The 15,343-nt window shown below is 69.7% G+C and carries 17 protein-coding genes, 1 tRNA gene and 1 pseudogene; 9 read left to right on the forward strand and 10 right to left on the reverse strand.

The annotated features are described in order from the left end of the window. Window positions 1-68 precede the first annotated feature (68 nt). A complete protein-coding gene (locus NK718_RS05845; RefSeq protein ID WP_254739536.1) occupies window positions 69-389 on the reverse strand; it encodes a hypothetical protein in 321 nt (106 codons plus the stop codon). A gap of 170 nt (window positions 390-559) precedes the next feature. Here NK718_RS05845 and NK718_RS05850 point away from each other — a divergent pair, with 170 nt between their 5' ends. From NK718_RS05850 to NK718_RS05870, 5 genes are all read left to right on the forward strand, one after another. Then, window positions 560-961 (forward strand): hypothetical protein, encoded by a 402-nt coding sequence (locus tag NK718_RS05850; protein WP_254739538.1) that lies wholly within the window; start codon window positions 560-562, stop codon window positions 959-961. 447 nt (window positions 962-1,408) lie between these two features. Beyond that, on the forward strand, window positions 1,409-2,392 hold the full coding sequence (locus tag NK718_RS05855; RefSeq protein WP_254739540.1) for an aliphatic sulfonate ABC transporter substrate-binding protein: 984 nt from the start codon (window positions 1,409-1,411) through the stop codon (window positions 2,390-2,392). A gap of 48 nt (window positions 2,393-2,440) precedes the next feature. After that, window positions 2,441-3,283 (forward strand): ABC transporter permease, encoded by an 843-nt coding sequence (locus tag NK718_RS05860; protein ID WP_254739542.1) that lies wholly within the window; start codon window positions 2,441-2,443, stop codon window positions 3,281-3,283. Further along, window positions 3,283-4,068 carry an ABC transporter ATP-binding protein gene (locus NK718_RS05865; RefSeq protein WP_254739544.1) on the forward strand — a complete coding sequence of 262 codons (786 nt, stop codon included), beginning with the start codon at window positions 3,283-3,285 and terminating at the stop codon, window positions 4,066-4,068. Before NK718_RS05860 ends, NK718_RS05865 begins: the two co-directional genes overlap by 1 nt. 32 nt (window positions 4,069-4,100) lie before the next feature. Further along, window positions 4,101-4,613 carry an OsmC family protein gene (locus NK718_RS05870; protein ID WP_254739784.1) on the forward strand — a complete coding sequence of 171 codons (513 nt, stop codon included), beginning with the start codon at window positions 4,101-4,103 and terminating at the stop codon, window positions 4,611-4,613. Window positions 4,614-4,633: 20 nt separating this feature from the next. Here the strand turns inward: NK718_RS05870 and gshB are convergent, their stop codons facing one another. From gshB to rsmI, 3 genes are all read right to left on the reverse strand, one after another. Beyond that, a complete protein-coding gene (gene gshB, locus NK718_RS05875; RefSeq protein ID WP_254739786.1) occupies window positions 4,634-5,578 on the reverse strand; it encodes a glutathione synthase in 945 nt (314 codons plus the stop codon). 105 nt (window positions 5,579-5,683) lie between these two features. After that, window positions 5,684-6,061 carry a YraN family protein gene (locus NK718_RS05880; RefSeq protein ID WP_254739546.1) on the reverse strand — a complete coding sequence of 126 codons (378 nt, stop codon included), beginning with the start codon at window positions 6,059-6,061 and terminating at the stop codon, window positions 5,684-5,686. Continuing rightward, the gene (rsmI, locus tag NK718_RS05885) at window positions 6,058-6,990 is read right to left on the reverse strand and encodes a 16S rRNA (cytidine(1402)-2'-O)-methyltransferase (RefSeq protein WP_254739548.1); all 933 of its coding nucleotides are present in this window, start codon (window positions 6,988-6,990) and stop codon (window positions 6,058-6,060) included. The genes NK718_RS05880 and rsmI overlap by 4 nt, the downstream gene beginning before the upstream one ends. A 194-nt stretch (window positions 6,991-7,184) precedes the next feature. Here rsmI and NK718_RS05890 point away from each other — a divergent pair, with 194 nt between their 5' ends. Beyond that, window positions 7,185-8,390: a penicillin-binding protein activator gene (locus NK718_RS05890; protein WP_254739550.1), complete on the forward strand. Its 1,206-nt coding sequence runs from the start codon at window positions 7,185-7,187 to the stop codon at window positions 8,388-8,390. Window positions 8,391-8,407: 17 nt separating this feature from the next. Here NK718_RS05890 and hemW read toward each other — a convergent pair whose 3' ends face one another. The 3 genes from hemW to rph form a co-directional block, all read right to left on the reverse strand. After that, on the reverse strand, window positions 8,408-9,571 hold the full coding sequence (gene hemW, locus NK718_RS05895) for a radical SAM family heme chaperone HemW (protein WP_254739552.1): 1,164 nt from the start codon (window positions 9,569-9,571) through the stop codon (window positions 8,408-8,410). Window positions 9,572-9,653: 82 nt separating this feature from the next. Beyond that, window positions 9,654-10,283, reverse strand: a complete 630-nt coding sequence (rdgB, locus tag NK718_RS05900; RefSeq protein WP_254739554.1) for an RdgB/HAM1 family non-canonical purine NTP pyrophosphatase — start codon at window positions 10,281-10,283, stop codon at window positions 9,654-9,656. Between the two features lie 2 nt (window positions 10,284-10,285). Continuing rightward, window positions 10,286-10,999, reverse strand: coding sequence for a ribonuclease PH (rph, locus tag NK718_RS05905; protein WP_254739556.1), 714 nt, complete (start codon window positions 10,997-10,999; stop codon window positions 10,286-10,288). Window positions 11,000-11,142: 143 nt separating this feature from the next. Between rph and hrcA the strand changes: the two genes are divergently transcribed. After that, the gene (gene hrcA, locus NK718_RS05910) at window positions 11,143-12,222 is read left to right on the forward strand and encodes a heat-inducible transcriptional repressor HrcA (protein ID WP_254739558.1); all 1,080 of its coding nucleotides are present in this window, start codon (window positions 11,143-11,145) and stop codon (window positions 12,220-12,222) included. Window positions 12,223-12,411: 189 nt separating this feature from the next. Beyond that, window positions 12,412-12,501, forward strand: a tRNA-Ser gene (locus tag NK718_RS05915). A 432-nt stretch (window positions 12,502-12,933) separates the two neighbouring features. On the opposite strand, the pseudogene NK718_RS22145 reads toward NK718_RS05915, so the two are convergent. Then, window positions 12,934-13,206, reverse strand: a pseudogene (locus NK718_RS22145) (hypothetical protein); the annotation flags it as partial. After that, window positions 13,140-13,772, reverse strand: a complete 633-nt coding sequence (locus NK718_RS05920) for an NADPH-dependent F420 reductase (RefSeq protein WP_254739560.1) — start codon at window positions 13,770-13,772, stop codon at window positions 13,140-13,142. The gene NK718_RS05920 and the pseudogene NK718_RS22145, both read right to left, overlap by 67 nt. A gap of 128 nt (window positions 13,773-13,900) precedes the next feature. Here NK718_RS05920 and NK718_RS05925 point away from each other — a divergent pair, with 128 nt between their 5' ends. Beyond that, window positions 13,901-14,782, forward strand: coding sequence for a LysR family transcriptional regulator (locus NK718_RS05925; protein WP_254739788.1), 882 nt, complete (start codon window positions 13,901-13,903; stop codon window positions 14,780-14,782). 187 nt (window positions 14,783-14,969) lie between these two features. Here the strand turns inward: NK718_RS05925 and NK718_RS05930 are convergent, their stop codons facing one another. Further along, the gene (locus tag NK718_RS05930) at window positions 14,970-15,296 is read right to left on the reverse strand and encodes a DUF6968 family protein (protein WP_254739562.1); all 327 of its coding nucleotides are present in this window, start codon (window positions 15,294-15,296) and stop codon (window positions 14,970-14,972) included. Window positions 15,297-15,343: the final 47 nt, after the last annotated feature.

Here is a 15,343-nt window from a genome sequence, read left to right on the forward strand (position 1 = left end):
CGTGCCGTCCCAATGTGGCGATGCCGGCCCGGATTGGCGAGCCCCCGCGCATCAGGATCGCGTGAGGGTCAGGCCCGCGTGTCGAAGCCGATCTCGGGCTCGCGCCGGCGCAACGCGACGACCAGCAGCACGCCGGGAACCGCGAGCGCCAGCGCCAGCGGCACCGCCAGCACCGACGCCGCCACCGGGTCCCACAGCACGGGCGAAAGCTGCGAGACGGCGCCGCGCATGGCCGGCACGAGCGCCGGCCATGCCTTGTCGAGCGCCGCCCGCAGCGAGGTGGCCGCCACGGCGGACGAGGCGATGGAGCGCGTGCCGTCGACGACGAGACTGACGAAGGCGCCGGCCAGCATGACGTAGCCGAGCGCGACGAGAAGAAAGCGGGTCATCGAAAATCCGGGCGTCGCGAGCGCGCATGATAGGCAGGCGGCGGGCGCGCCGCAATCGAAGGGCGGGCCGCAATTGTCAGCGGGAATATTGCAATCTTGGATTGTGGAACCCGCAACGCGGTGAGACACTGGCCAAGTCCGATAACCCCCGTGCGTCGGAGGTCCCCCCAATGAAAGCGTCGTCTCTGAGCTTCCAGGCCGCTGTCCTGCTCGTCCTCGTGGGCATGGGATGGGGCCTCGCCATGGCCATCTCCGGCGACCACGTGACCCATCCCGGCCACGCCCACCTCAACCTGCTGGGCTGGGTGTCGCTGTTCCTGATGGGCATCTTCTACCACCTTCACCCGGCCCTCGACCGCACCCGCGTCGCGGTGGCGCAGGTATGGGTGTGGATCGTCGCGACGGTGATCATGGCGCTGGGCGTCGGCCTGGTGCATTCGGGCCGCGACGCCGCCGAGCCGCTGGCGGCGATCGCCTCGCTGCTCATCTTCGCCGACATGATCCTGTTCGCCTGGATCGTCTTCCGGCGCGACCGGATGGTCGGCGTGCCGACCGGCATGCCGGCGGAATGACGAACGGCGCGGCCCGGCCGGCCGCGCCTTTTCAATTTCTTCGACCCTCTTTTCCACGGAAGTCCCGATCGCGGCGGACCACCGCATGCGATGATCGGATCGTGGCCCATTTCCGCGCCGTGTTCGGCGCGGAAAATGGGCGTTTATCGGGCCTGATTCGAACGAAAACCTCGCTCCATGGTCCTCTCCGGCCTTTCCGCGCGGCATATTTACAGAAAAGTTTGTGAATAGAAGATGCGGCATTTTCCTGCCGTATTTTGTTTGACATAAAGAACGCGTCGATCTACAAAACAAACACGCGCCGATTTGAGCGAGCAGCTTGCTGGGCGCGAAGGTGGCCGGAACGGGTCCGGTCGCCTGGACAAATGCAGCTAAAGCGCCGCGGGCGTTCCGGTTTCTCCGGCCTGGCCCTCGACCGCGTCCCTGCAGCGTGGAACTGGAGGACCGATGTTCACGATCAACCGCCGCATCACCCTGGGCCTGCTGGCCGCCCTCGGCCTGACCCTGCCGCTGGGCGTGACCGCCGCCCGGGCGCAGGCCGTCAAGGAAATCCGCATCGACTGGGCGACCTACAATCCGGTCAGTCTCGTCCTCAAGGACAAGGGCCTGCTCGAAGAAGAGTTCAAGAAGGACGGCATCTCGATCCGCTGGGTGCAGTCCGCCGGCTCCAACAAGGCGCTCGAATTCTTGAACGCCGGCTCGCTCGATTTCGGCTCGACCGCCGGCGCGGCGGCGCTGGTCGGCAAGATCAACGGCAATCCCATCCAGTCGATCTACGTCTACTCGCGGCCGGAGTGGACGGCGCTGGTCACCAAGGGCGACAGCGCCATCAAGACGGTCGCCGACCTCAAGGGCAAGCGCGTCGCCGTCACCCGCGGCACCGATCCCCACATCTTCCTGGTCCGGGCCCTCGCCGAGTCCAAGCTGACCGAGAAGGACGTCAAGCTCGTCCTCCTCCAGCACGCCGACGGCCGCCTCGCCCTGGAGCGCGGCGACGTCGAGGCCTGGGCCGGACTCGACCCGATCATGGCGTCGGCCGAGATCGAGGGCGGCGCCCGCCTGTTCTACCGCAAGCCGGAGGCCAATACCTGGGGCGTGCTGAACGTCCGCGAGGAGTTCGCCGCCGCCAACCCCGAGATCGTCAAGCGCGTCCTCAAGGTCTACGAGCAGGCCCGCAAGGCCTCGCTCGCCAACCCCGCCGACCTGACCAAGACGCTGGTCGCCGCCACCAAGCTGCCGGACGCCGTCATCGCCCGCCAGCTGGAGCGCACCGAGCTGACCCACGGGCCGATCGGCAAGCCGCAGGCCGACTCCATCCTCGCCGCCGGGCTCGCCCTGCAGGAGGCCGGCGTCATCGAGTCGGGCGTCGACGTCAAGGCGAGTGTTGCGGCGCTGATCGAACCGAAGTACCTCCCGTCCACCACGCAGTGAGGACGCAGGTTCGGGCCCGGCCCGGCAGCAGCGCGAGACTCTAGACCCATGAACGCTCCGTCGACCTCCCCTCTGACGGATGTCGTCGACGCGGCGCCCCCCCAGGCGCCGCGCTCGCGCGTTCACGCACCCGGCCGCTGGCTGATCGGGCTGGCGCTGCCGCTCGCGCTGGCGCTCGGCTGGGAGCTGGCCGTCCGCTTCGGCCTCGCCCAGGGCCGGCTGATGCCGCCGCCCTCGCGCATTTTCGCCGCCCTGACGGCGCTGGCGCGGTCCGGCGAGCTGACCACGCACATCATCGCCACGCTGATGCGCGTGCTCGCGGGCTTCGCGCTGGGGGCGGTCGCCGGCACGCTCATGGGGGCGCTCGCCGGCGCGTCCGAACTGTCGCGCCGCATCTTCGATCCCACGCTGCAGGCCCTGCGCGCGGTGCCGTCCATCGCCTGGGTGCCGCTGTTCCTCCTCTGGCTCGGCATTTTCGAGGCGTCCAAGGTGGCGCTCATCGCCGTGGGCGTGTTCTTCCCCGTCTATCTCGGCGTCGCCGGCGCCATCGAGGGCATCGACCGCAAGCTCCTGGAAGTCGGCCGCGTCTTCCGCCTGTCCCAGGCCGGGATGGTGCGGCGGGTGATGCTCCCGGCCGTCCTGCCGGAGTGGCTGATCGCCCTGCGCTCCGGGCTCGGGCTCGGCTTCATGTTCGTCGTGGCGGCCGAATTCATGGGCGCCTCGGAAGGGCTCGGCTACCTGCTCGTCGACGGCCAGCAGATCGGCAAGCCGGACCAGATCCTCGCCGCCATCATCACCTTCGCGGTGCTCGGCAAGATCTGCGACGCGGTGCTCGTGGCCGCCACGCGGCCGCTGGTGCGCTGGCAGGACACGGCGCGGAGCAGCCTGTGATGTTCACCATCGAGCGTCTCACCAAGACCTACGCCGACGGCACCCGCGCCCTCTCGGACGTCTCCATCGCGCTCGAGGCGGGCGAAATCCTCGGAGTCGTCGGCGGCTCCGGCTGCGGCAAGACGACGCTGCTGCGCCTCGTCGCCGGGCTCGACCGCGCGACGGGCGGGCGCATCGCCGTCGACGGCGAAACCATCGAGGGGCCGCACCCGGCCGTGGGCATCGTGTTCCAGGAGCCCCGCCTGCTCCCCTGGCTCAGCGTCGCCGACAATGTCGGGTTCGGCCTGGTGGACCGGCCGCGCGCCGAGAGGCTGGAGCGGGTGGCGGACGCGCTCGCGCGGGTCGGGCTCGCCGACTACGGCGCGCGCTGGCCGCGCGAGCTCTCGGGCGGCCAGCAGCAGCGCGTCGCCATTGCCCGCGCCTTCGTCACCAGCCCCAAGGTGCTGCTGCTCGACGAGCCCTTCTCCGCCCTCGACGCCTTCACCCGCGCCAGCCTGCACGAGCACCTGCTGTCGCTGTGGGAGGCGGGCCGGCAGACCATCGTCATCGTCACGCACGACGTGGAGGAGGCCGTCACGCTGGCCGACCGGGTCGTCGTGATGCGCCCGTGCCCCGGCCGCGTCTACGAGACGATCTCTGTCCATGCCGAGCGTCCGCGCGACAGGCTCGGCGTGGGATTTGACAAGGCCAAGCGGCGCGTGCTCAACGCGCTGGACAGATCGCTTCGCGCGCCCGACGTCGAACGGGACCGCGCGGCCGCCCAGGGCGACGCGCTCTGGTGGTGAACACCCCCGAAGGAGACCCATCCATGGACGCCATCGACGCCGACGCCCTGCGCGCCCTCCAGGCTCCCATCAAGTCGAAATACCGGGAGAACCCGGAAGCGGCGGTCATCACGCTGCGCGCCACCGGCGAGCTGGACGAGTCGAAGATCGCCTGCAAGGTCGAGACCGGCCGGGCGCTCGCCGTGGCGGGGTTGCATCCGGCCTCCGGCGGCACGGGCCTGGAGCTGTGCTCGGGCGACATGCTGCTCGAGGCGCTGGTGGCCTGCGCCGGCGTGACGTTGAAGGCGGTCGCCACCGCGCTCGAGATTCCGCTGCGCAAGGGGACGGTGCGGGCCGAGGGCGACCTCGACTTCCGCGGCACGCTGGGCGTCGACCGCGAGGCCCCGGTCGGCTTCCGCGAGATCCGGCTGGCGTTCGACATCGACACCGACGCGCCGCAGGACAAGATCGACACGCTGCTGAAGCTGACGGAGCGCTACTGCGTCGTGTTCCAGACGATCAACCGCAAGCCCGAACTCACTGTCACGGTGAACCGGGCCGCCTGACAGGAGGGAGCGGCGCGCCCTCAGCGCGCCAGCTTGTCCTCGATGCACTCCCAGATCGACATGGCGAGATCGGGGCCGCCGAGGCGCTTGATGGCGCGCAGACCGGTGGGGGAGGTGACGTTGATCTCGGTGAGGTTGCCGGCGATCACGTCGATGCCGACGAAGATCAGCCCCATCTCGCGCAGCGCCGGGCCGATGCGCGAGCAGATCTCGCGCTCGCGGTCGCTGAGCTGGGTCGTCTCGGCCGCGCCGCCGCGCACCATGTTCGAGCGGATGTCGTTGGCGGCGGGCACGCGGTTGACCGCGCCCAGCGGTTCGCCGTCGACCAGGATGATGCGCTTGTCGCCCTCGCTCACCTGCGGCAGGAAGCGCTGGACGACCCAGGGCTCCCGGAAGGTGACGGAGAACAGGTCGTAGAGCGAGCCGAAGTTCGGGTCCTTTTCCGCCACCTTGAACACCGCCGCGCCGCCGTTTCCGTACAGCGGCTTCATCACGATCTCGCCGTGCTCGGCCCGAAACGCCTCGATCTCCGCCTTGTCGCGGGTGATCAGCGTCGGCGGCATCAGGTCCGGGAACTCGGTGACGAAAATCTTCTCGGGCGCGTTGCGGACATGCTGGGGATTGTTGACGACCAGCGTTCGCGGATGAACGCGCTCCAGCAGGTGGGTGGTGGTGATGTAGGCGAGGTCGAAGGGCGGGTCCTGCCTCAGCAGCACCACGTCGACCTCCGCCAGATCGCGCTTCTCCGGCTCGCCGAGGTCGAAATGCGCGCCCTTCACGTCCTGCACCGTGACGTGCCGCATGGTCGCGGTGACGCGGCCGTCGCGCATCGAGAGCTGGTCCGGCGTGTAGTAGTGCAGCCGGTGGCCGCGCGCCTGGGCCTCGAGCATGAGCGCGAAGGTCGAGTCGCCGGCGATGTTGATCTTGTCGATGGGGTCCATCTGGACGGCGACGTTCAGCGTCATGGGCGGCTCCCCGAAGCGGGCGGTGTCGATGCGGCGCACCATTGCCCGCTTCGGCCCCGCGAGGCAACCGTGACGCCGGCAGGGCTGCCGGGCGCGCGGCGACGCTCAGGCCGGAAGGCCGAACGCGTCCTCGACATGGCGGGGCCAACGCGCCGGGGCGACCAGCACGGCGTCGCAGCGCAGCGTGAAGCCCGTGCTCCACGGATGGCGCGCCCGCCAGTGGTCGACCGCGCGGGCGAAGCGCCGCTGTTTCTCGGGCGTGATCGCCCAGCCGGCGGCGAGCAGGTCTGCGCGCGCCTTCACCTCGACGAAGACGACCGTGTCGCCCCGGCGCGCCACCAGGTCGATCTCGCCGCCCCCGCCGGAATAGCGGCGCGCCAGGATGCGATAGCCCTTGAGCGTCAGCACGGCGGCGGCGGCGAACTCCGCCCAGTGTCCGCGGCGCAGCGCGGCGCGGCGCTGCGCCGGGGCGCGGGCGCTCATCGCTTCACCAGCGCGACGGCGCGCGCGTAGACGCGCTTGCGCGGCAGGCCGGTCTCCTGGGCCGCCACGTCGACCGCGTCCTTCACCGAAAGCGTCTCCAGAAGCTCCGCCAGGCGGGCGTCGAGGTCGGCGTCGCTGGCGCGCGGGGCCGCGTCCTCGCCGGGGGGGCCGATCAGCACGACGATCTCGCCTTTCGGGGTCGGCTCGGCGGCGAACTGCGCGGCGAGCGCGTCCAGCGGGCCGCGCCGCACCGTCTCGAACATCTTGGTCAGTTCGCGCGCCACGGCGGCCGGGCGGGGTCCCAGCGCCTCGGCGGCGTCGGCCAGCATCTCGGCGACGCGGCGCGGCGATTCGAAGAACACCAGCGTGCCGGGAATCGAACGCAGGGCCTCCAGCCGTTCGCGCCGCGCGCCGGCTCGTGGCGGCAGGAAGCCCTCGAAGAAAAACCGATCCGTCGGCAGTCCCGCCACCACCAGGGCGGCGAGCACGGCGGACGCGCCCGGCACGGTGGAGACGCGCAGCCCCTCGGCCTGGGCCGCCTCGACCAGCTTGAAGCCGGGGTCCGACACCAGCGGCGTGCCGGCGTCCGAGACGAGGGCGAGCCGCTGACCCTCGCGAAGCCGCTGCAGCACGCGCGGGCGCATCTCGGCGGCGTTGTGCTCGTGATAGGCGACGAGCGGCGTCGCGATGCCGTAATGGGCGAGCAGCGTCTTCGTCACCCGCGTGTCCTCGGCGAGAATCGCATCGGCGGCCGCCAGCGTCGACAGCGCGCGGAACGAAATGTCGCCCAAATTGCCGATCGGCGTCGCGACGACGTGCAGGCCGGGGGCGAGCGGCGTCGCCTCGGCGCGGATTCCGAAGGCGGTGAAGGAGGAGGGCGCGTGCGTCGACCGGCGGGACGCGGCGTGCGGGTCGTGGGGTTGGCTCATGACGGCTCCGGTGAGTTTCGACCTTCGCACGCGAGCCAGAGCTTCGCCAAGCTTTGCAGCGCCCGATGCATCGGGTTTAATGAGAATGAAAGACAAGTTTCGTCGAATAACGCCGGATTTTATTGGAATTCGGGCGGCCACGCGCAACCTTCGAAGCGCGCCCGCGCCGCCCCGCCTGCAGGAGGATCGCTGACGTGCCGTTTCAAGCCATGACACGCGGATGGACGGACGAAGCGCGGCGCGCGGCGCGGATCGCCGCGGCGGGCCTCGTGGCGGGGATCCTGGCCGCCTGCTCGGGCGGGCCGAACATTCCCGGACTGAGCAATCTGGGCGCGAGCCCGACGCCCCAGGCGGAGGCTCCGCCGCCGGTGCCGGGCGGACTGCGCGTGGGCGTCATCCTGCCGGTCTCGGCGGCCGGCAATGTCGGGGCGGCGGGCGTCGCGATGCGCAACGCCGCCGAGATGGCGGCGGCCGAATTCAACAATCCGAAGGTGCAGCTGCTGGTCAAGGATGACGGCGGCACGCCCGACGGCGCGCGCGCCGCGGCGCAGCAGGCGCTGGCGGAAGGCGTCGACGTCATCGTCGGCCCGCTGATCGCGCCGTCCGTGCAGGCGGTCGGGCAGGTGGCGCGCGGGGCCGGCAAGCCGGTCATCGCCTTCTCCACCGATTCCAGCGTCGCCGGACCGGGCGTCTACCTGCTGAGCTTCCTGCCGGAAACCGAGGTGGACCGCATCGTCGAGTACGCCAGCTCGCGCGGCAAGAAGTCGATCGCCGCCCTCGTGCCGAACACGGCCTACGGCAACGTGGTCGCCGCCGCCTTCCAGGAGTCGGCCGCCCGGCGCGGCGTCCGCGTCGCGGCGATGGAGCGCTACACGACGAACGACCGCGCCGCGCTGGCGGCCTCCGCCCAGCGCATCGCCGCGATGGGCGACCTCGTCGACGCGCTGTTCCTGCCCGAGAACGGCGACGGCATGGCGGCGGCGGCCGGCGCAATCGCGGCGGCGGGCCTCGACGGGCGCAAGGTCCAGCTCCTCGGCACCTCGGCGTGGGACGACCCGCGCGTCACCTCGATCAAGACCGTCCAGGGCGGATGGTACGCCGCGCCCGACCGGGCAGGGTATGGCGGCTTCGCGTCGCGCTACCGCGCCAAGTTCGGCGGCGATCCGGTGCGCAGCGCCAGCCTCGCCTACGACGCGGTGTTCCTGGTGGAGGCGCTGTTCGCCAAGTCCGGCGTGGCGGGGCTGAGCGAGGCGACGCTGACCAACCCGGACGGCGTCATCGGCACCGACGGCCTGTTCCGCTTCCGGCCGGACGGCGTCAACCAGCGCGGTCTTGCCGTGTATCAGGCCGGCGGCGGCGTGCTGAGCCCGGCTCCGCGCGCCTTCGCGGCGGGCACCTGACGCGGCGGCCTGGCGGCTCAGGCCGCCAGGTCGGCCACGATGGCGTCGAGCACCGGGAAGCCTTCGCGGGAGACGCGCAGGCGGCCGTCGGTCAGGCTCTCCACCAGGCCCTGGGCGCGCAACTCGCGCAGGCGCGCCTGGTCGATGCGACGGCCCGACAGGCGCGCGAAGCGCTCGGGGTCGATCCCCTCGGTCAGCCGCAGCCCCATGAGCAGGAATTCGTCCCCCTCCGCCTCGGGCGACAGGCGCTCGGTCTCGACGATGCCGTGGCCGACCGTCTCGACGCGCTCCAGCCAGGCTTCGGGGGACAGCTCCGTGGAGAGCGCCAGCCGGCCGGAGTCGGTCACCAGCCGCGCGTGCGCGCCCGGCCCCACGCCGGCGTACTCGCCGTAGCGCCAATAGACGAGGTTGTGCCGGCACTCCGCGCCCGGACGGGCGTGGTTGGAGATCTCGTAGGCCGGCAGGCCGTGGCGCTCGCAAACGTCCCGCGTCGTGTCGAACAGGGCGCGCGCCACCTCCGGCTCAGGCGTCACGAGCTTGCCGGCGTCGCGCAGGCGCTCGAACACCGTCCCCGGCTCGATGGTGAGCTGGTAGAGCGACAAATGCTCCGCCGCGCGGCGGATGGCCTCGTCCAGTTCCGCCGCCCACGCCGCCGGCGTCTGACCCGGGCGGGCGTAGATCAGGTCGAACGAGGTGCGCCCGAACACTGAATTGGCGGTTTCCACCGCGTGCATCGCCTCCTCGACCGAGTGCAGCCGCCCGAGGGCGCGCAGGTCCACGTCGTTCATGGCCTGCACGCCCAGCGAAACGCGGTTGACGCCGGCGGCGCGGTAGCCGCGCAGACGGCCCGCCTCGACGCTGGTGGGATTGGCCTCCAGCGTCACCTCGACGTCGGGGGCGACCGTCCAGTTCGCGGCGATGGCGTCCAGCACGGCCGCGACGGTGCCGGGCTGCATCAGGGAGGGCGTGCCGCCGCCGAGGAAGATGCTGCCGACGGTGCGCCCCCGCGTCATTTCCGCCTGGTGCGCGATCTCGCGCGCGAACGCCGCCGCAAAGCGCGGCTCGTCGACGCGCTGGAAGCGGACATGGCTGTTGAAGTCGCAATACGGGCACTTCGACGCGCAGAAGGGCCAATGGACATAGACCCCGAAGCCGGCGTCGAAGGGCGGCAATGTGCTCATGGCGCCTGTTTGGGGGCTCGACGCCGCGAAAGCAAGGGAAAGGCGCGGACGGCCCGGCTGCGGCCGACGCGATGGTTTCCGGTCAGTCGCGCCCGTTGAGACAAGCCGAGGCGAGCATCAGGAAGGCCCGCGCCCGGTGCGACAGGCCGAGGCCGCGCGGCGGCAGCCCGTGCTTCTCGTCCGAAGTCATTTCGCCGAAGGTGCGCGAGTGGCCCTCCGGCAGGAACGCGGGGTCGTAGCCGAATCCGGCGTCGCCGCGCGGCGGCCACACCAGCACACCGTCGACGCGCCCCTCGAACTCCTCGACATGGCCGTCCGGCCAGGCAACGCAGAGCGCCGACACGAACCAGGCGCGCCGGTCGTCGCCGCCCTTGTCGCGCACGGCGTCCTCGACCGTCCGCATGGCGTGGGCGAAGTCCTTGTCCGGCCCGGCCCAGCGCGCCGAGTAGATGCCGGGCGCGCCTTCCAGCGCCGCCACGCACAGCCCGCTGTCGTCGGCGATGGCGGGAAGTCCCGTCGCGTCGGCGGCGGCGCTCGCCTTGATGCGCGCGTTGGCGAGGAAGCTGTCGCCCGTCTCGTCAGGCTCCGGCAGGCCGAGTTCGCCGGCCGAGACGGCCTCGACGCCGTGCGGGGCCAGCAGCTCGCGCATTTCGCGCAGCTTGCCGGAGTTGTGCGTGGCGATGACGACCTTTCCCGCGAGCTGGCGCGCCATGGTCACATCACCGCCAGCTTCTGCAGCTCGATGAGCCGGCCGACGCCCTGCCGCGCCAGGCGCAGCATGGCCAGCAGCTCCTCCTCGGAGAACGGCTTGCCCTCGGCGGTGCCCTGCACCTCGACGAGGCCGCCCGCGCCCGTGATGACGAAATTGGCGTCCGTTTCCGCGCTGGAATCCTCGGCGTAGTCGAGGTCGAGCACCGGCACGCCCTGCGCGACGCCGCACGAGATGGCCGCCACGTGGTCGCGCAGCGGATTGCCGGAGACCATGGAGCGCCCGCGCATCCATTGCAGGCAGTCGTGCAGCGCCACCCAGCCGCCGGTGATGGCGGCGGTCCGCGTGCCGCCGTCCGCCTGCAGCACGTCGCAGTCGATCACGATCTGCTTCTCCCCGATCGCCGCCAGGTCGACGACGGAGCGCAGCGAGCGGCCGATCAGGCGCTGGATCTCCTGCGTTCGGCCGGAGGGCTTGCCGGCCGTCACCTCGCGGCGGGTACGCTCGTGGGTGGCGCGCGGCAGCATGGCGTATTCCGCCGTCACCCAGCCCTTGCCGGTGCCGCGAAGCCACGGCGGGGCGCGCTCCTCCAGGCTGGCCGTGCACAGGACGTGGGTTTCGCCGAACTTCACCAGGCACGAGCCCTCGGCATAGCGGGCGACGCCGCGCTCGAGGCTGACCTTGCGAAGCTCGTCGGCGGCGCGTTTGGACGGGCGCATGGCCTCTCCGGGAAGGTGTCGATCAGGGAAGGGGGTTCTAGGCCCGCCGGCCCGAGACCGCAAGCCGGCGTCTTGATCGCGGGCGGGTCCATGCCCACACTCAAGGTTGGAACCGGGCCGATTCCGGGCTGCTGTCGGATGAGATGATCAAGGACGTCTTTCCCCACGCCGGCGGGACGCTGGTGGATATCAACGATCGTTCGCGGGAGATCTTCCGGCGCATCGTCGAGAGCTATCTCGCGACGGGCGACCCGGTCGGCTCGCGCAATCTATCGCGCATCCTGCCGATGTCGCTGTCGCCCGCCTCCGTGCGCAACGTGATGGCCGATCTCGAGGCGGCGGGGCTGATCTACGCGCCGCACACCAGCGCCGGCCGCCTGCCCACCGAGGCGGGGCTGCGCTTCTTCGTCGATGCGCTGCTGGAGGTCGGCGACGTGTCGGCCGAGGACCGCCTGCGAATCGAGGCCGAAGTGAAGGCCTCCGGGCAGAACAAGACCACCGAAGGCATCCTCGCCGAAGCGTCGGCCCTGCTCTCGGGCCTGTCGCGCGGGGCAGGCGTGGTGGCGACATCCAAGGCGTCGGCCCGGCTCAAGCACATCGAGTTCGTGCGGCTCGAGCCCGCCAAGGCGCTCGCCGTGATAGTCGCCGAAGACGGCGCGGTGGAAAACCGCATCGTCGACCTGCCGCCCGGCCTGCCCTCGTCCGCGCTCGTGGAGGCCTCGAACTACCTGTCGGCGCGCATTCGCGGCAAGACGCTGGCCGATCTCGGCGCGGAGATCGCCGCCGAGCGCGGCCGCGCCGAACAGGAGTTGGACGCGTTGACCGCCCGGCTCGTCGAAAGCGGGCTGGCGAGCTGGGGCGGCCAGGCGGAGAGCCGGCAGCTCATCGTGCGCGGCCAGGCCAACCTGCTGGACGACCTCAAGGCCATCGAGGACCTCGAGCGCATCCGTCTGCTGTTCGCGGACCTCGAGACGAAGAAGGACGTCATCGACCTGCTCGCCCGCGCCGAGCAGGGGGAGGGCGTGCGCATCTTCATCGGCTCCGAGACCAAGCTGTTCTCGCTCTCCGGCTCCTCGCTCATCGCCGCTCCGTTCCGCGACGCCAGCCAGAAGATCGTCGGCGTCGTGGGCGTCATCGGCCCCACCCGGCTCAACTACGCCCGCATCGTGCCGATGGTCGACTACACCGCCAAGGTCGTGAGCCGCCTGCTCAACGGGCGCTGAGCGCCGCGAGGGTTTACGGACTTGCGCGCGGGCCGTCGCCGGTCGTTCTGCGTGGATCCCTGCCGACGTCGTCGCCCTGATTTTCGCCCGCCCGCGCCTCCCGAGTGGCTTGGGGAGCGCGGCGAAACCTCGCTTGCGCTCACCGCGCCGTCCGCTATAAGGGCTCGCGCCCGCCGAATGGCGTGCCGTGGAGGGGTGGCCGAGTGGCTGAAGGCGCACGCCTGGAAAGTGTGTATACGGGAAACCGTATCGCGGGTTCGAATCCCGCCCCCTCCGCCATTACCCAGAATTGCGAACAACTGCGCAGGATCCCGCTCCACCCCGTAGGAGCGGACGAAATCTGATCAGATGCGGCAGCTGCAAACTGTATCCCGGGTGATCGCTGCGCTTGTAGAAGTCGGGGTCAGCGCCCCAGCGCCTGCACGATGAGTTCCGCGGCGGGCCCGCCTGAGAATTGCTGCTGACCGGTGATGAGGTTGCCGTCGCGCGCCGCGAAGGGCTTGAACATGCCCGAGACGATGAAGTTTGTGCCTTCGATTTTACTCGCCTCCTCCTCGATCCAGAAGGGCTGGATCTTTGGCCGACCCAGGCGTCCGCATAGGCCTCCTCGCTGTTGGCGAAGCCGGTCCAGGTCTTGCCTTTGACCAGAAGATCTCCGTTCGACAGGCGAGTCTTCAGCAAGATGCATGTGCCATGGCACACGATGGAGATGATCTTCCCCGCTTCGTAGGCTTTCGCCAGGAAGGTGTGCAGGGCTGTGTCGTCGATCATTGTGACCATCGGTGATTGTCCGCCCGCGAGGACGATGGCGTCATAGGCGGTAGGGTCCACTTCGGTGATGGACTTCGTCCCCTTGAGACCTTGCGGCGCACGAGAATGGTCACCGGAGCACTGGCCTCCGAGAGTTGCGCCATGGCTTAGCCCGCGACGGCCGCGAAGGCCCAGTTGCGGCCCTTGCCGCGGAACATGGCCTGGTTGATCCACAGCATGCCGAAGGGTTCGAGCAGGCGGGCCTTGGTGAGACCGCCTGCATCGAGCGGTTCGAAGCCGAGATCGGCGAGGAGGCTCGCCGCCTGTTGCTTGGCGGCTTCGCTGTCTCCCGCCATGAACATCACCGGGCGGTGGGGCAGATGACCGTTCTTCGCCATGATCTCGGCGCCCACCTGGTTCAGCGTCTTGACGACATGCGCGCCAGGGAGCCAGCCTGCCACGGTCTCGCCGCCGCTGGTCGTATGGCCGACAGTGAGACCGAGCGCGCCGCCCGACATGCCCAGCGGGTTCATGCAGTCGATCACGATCTTGCCCGACAGGTCGCCAAGCGACTTGATTGCCGTCTCGGCGGCGCCCCAAGGCAGGGCGAGGATGACGACGTCTGCTACCCTTGCCGCCTCGGCGGGCAGGGTTGCCATTGCGCCGGTTTCGGCGGCAAGCGTGGCGACTTCGCTGTTCCGCGCATCCCGCGCGCCGAGCGTCATGGCGTGGCCCTTGCCCTTGAGTCCACGGGCGATGGCGCTGCCGACATTGCCGGTTCCAATGATGGCCACCCGCATTCGAGTTTCTCCTTGCTTCATCCTCATGAGCAAAGATATTCAGGGCCGCATAGAAATCCCAATGAATTACGATCATGTCTGAATTAAGTGATACTGAACTGAGGCGACTGGACCTCACCTTGCTGCTGGTGTTCCTTGGCCTCATCCGGCACCGCAAGGCGCTGAATGTGGCGGTCGACCTGGGCCTGACGCAATCCGCGATCAGCCAGGCGCTGAAGCGCCTTCGCGAAATCTTCGGTGACGACTTGTTCCTGCGCCGCCCGCATGGATTGGACCCCACCGCTACTGCCCTGGCACTCGAGGCGCCCGTCGCCCGGGCGGTAGATGCCCTGCGTGGCGCACTGGGCGTCGCACGGGCCTTCGACCCTGGCCAGGCCTCCGGTGTCCTGCGGATTTCAGCGCTGGACGCCGAACAGGCCGTGCTCATCCCGCCGCTTGCAGCGCGTCTGCGCGGACGCGCGCCCGGCGTCACCCTCTCGGTCTTGCCGCTCGGACGAGGCGCGGCGATGGAGGCGCTGGCGGAAGGGCGGGCCGATCTGGCGCTTGGCTTCGTCTGGGATGTGCCGGAGGCCATCTCCGGTGAAAAACTCTATGAGGAGTCTTTTCTTGTTGCCGGCCTGCCGAAGGTGTTGCCGAGGGCGCCGCGCCTCAGCCTCGCGGCCTATTGCGCAGCGGACCATGTGCTGATCTCGCCCGGCGGCGATCTTCGCGGCGTGGTCGACGACCGGCTTGAGGCAATGGGCAGGAGCAGGCGGATCGTGCTCGGCCTTCCCGCCTTTCTGCCCGCCCTCGCCGCCGTTGCGGCCTCAGGCGGGCTGGTCACGCTTCCGGCGCGGCTGGCGCTGGCCTTCGCGGGCGGCTTCGGCCTCGTGACGGCAAAGCCGCCCGTCGAGATCCGCAGCTTCCCGGTCTCGGTCTTCTGGCACCGCCGCAATGATGCTGACCCACGTACAGTCTGGATGAGGCAGCAGGTGAAGCTGTCGGTCATTGAGCGGCGGGTAGAGGCGTAATGCTGCATGAAAGAGGTTGGAGATCAGTTTCCGCAATCGTACCAAGGGTTGCGCTGCATCCCGGCGAGAGAGTTTGCGCTCAGCCCCTTTCCCTCCTCCACCTGACATCTGAAATCGGGATCGAGACGGCGTCGCTCCGTTGCTTTGTTTTCGATGCTAGGCCGAGACACATCGCGGCGCTCGCCTGCTAGATGGCGTCGATCCCAACAGCGAGGTCGCGCAGGGTCGAGGGGATAGGAAACCCATACCCTTTCTCGTTTTCGTATGCCCGCAGACGTCCTTCCTGGTGATAGGTGCTCGAATAGAGCTCGGCGCCAATCATTTGAAGCGCCAGAACCAGCGCCTGAAGGGCGTCGTACCCTGCCGACGCAAAGACCCTTTTACCTTCCGGCCAGTCGATGTCGTACTGGCATGACCAGACCTTGCCCCGTTTTTCGGGCCGGTGGATGTCGATGGAAACGGGCGACTCGCCGTCCGCGTTTCTCAAATAAATCGTATGCGACACAATGATCATCACACGCCTCAATGATCTAAAAACGGAAGTTCGGAGATCGGCAAAGC

The sequence above is a fragment of the Alsobacter ponti genome (assembly GCF_024294805.1).
Classification (GTDB): Bacteria; Pseudomonadota; Alphaproteobacteria; order Rhizobiales; family Beijerinckiaceae; genus Alsobacter; species Alsobacter ponti.

Excerpts from the sequence above, each read along its gene's own strand:
- NK718_RS05850 (WP_254739538.1), top strand. The coding sequence starts at position 560 with ATGAAAGCGTCGTCTCTGAGCTTCCAGGCCGCTGTCCTGCTCGTCCTC.
- NK718_RS05930 (WP_254739562.1), bottom strand. The coding sequence starts at position 15,296 with ATGATCATTGTGTCGCATACGATTTATTTGAGAAACGCGGACGGCGAG.
- NK718_RS05860 (WP_254739542.1), top strand. The coding sequence starts at position 2,441 with ATGAACGCTCCGTCGACCTCCCCTCTGACGGATGTCGTCGACGCGGCG.
- NK718_RS05855 (WP_254739540.1), top strand. The coding sequence starts at position 1,409 with ATGTTCACGATCAACCGCCGCATCACCCTGGGCCTGCTGGCCGCCCTC.
- hrcA (WP_254739558.1), top strand. The coding sequence starts at position 11,143 with ATGATCAAGGACGTCTTTCCCCACGCCGGCGGGACGCTGGTGGATATC.
- NK718_RS05920 (WP_254739560.1), bottom strand. The coding sequence starts at position 13,772 with ATGCGGGTGGCCATCATTGGAACCGGCAATGTCGGCAGCGCCATCGCC.
- NK718_RS05865 (WP_254739544.1), top strand. The coding sequence starts at position 3,283 with ATGTTCACCATCGAGCGTCTCACCAAGACCTACGCCGACGGCACCCGC.
- hemW (WP_254739552.1), bottom strand. The coding sequence starts at position 9,571 with ATGAGCACATTGCCGCCCTTCGACGCCGGCTTCGGGGTCTATGTCCAT.
- NK718_RS05880 (WP_254739546.1), bottom strand. The coding sequence starts at position 6,061 with ATGAGCGCCCGCGCCCCGGCGCAGCGCCGCGCCGCGCTGCGCCGCGGA.
- rph (WP_254739556.1), bottom strand. The coding sequence starts at position 10,999 with ATGCGCCCGTCCAAACGCGCCGCCGACGAGCTTCGCAAGGTCAGCCTC.
- rdgB (WP_254739554.1), bottom strand. The coding sequence starts at position 10,283 with ATGGCGCGCCAGCTCGCGGGAAAGGTCGTCATCGCCACGCACAACTCC.
- rsmI (WP_254739548.1), bottom strand. The coding sequence starts at position 6,990 with ATGAGCCAACCCCACGACCCGCACGCCGCGTCCCGCCGGTCGACGCAC.
- gshB (WP_254739786.1), bottom strand. The coding sequence starts at position 5,578 with ATGACGCTGAACGTCGCCGTCCAGATGGACCCCATCGACAAGATCAAC.
- NK718_RS05845 (WP_254739536.1), bottom strand. The coding sequence starts at position 389 with ATGACCCGCTTTCTTCTCGTCGCGCTCGGCTACGTCATGCTGGCCGGC.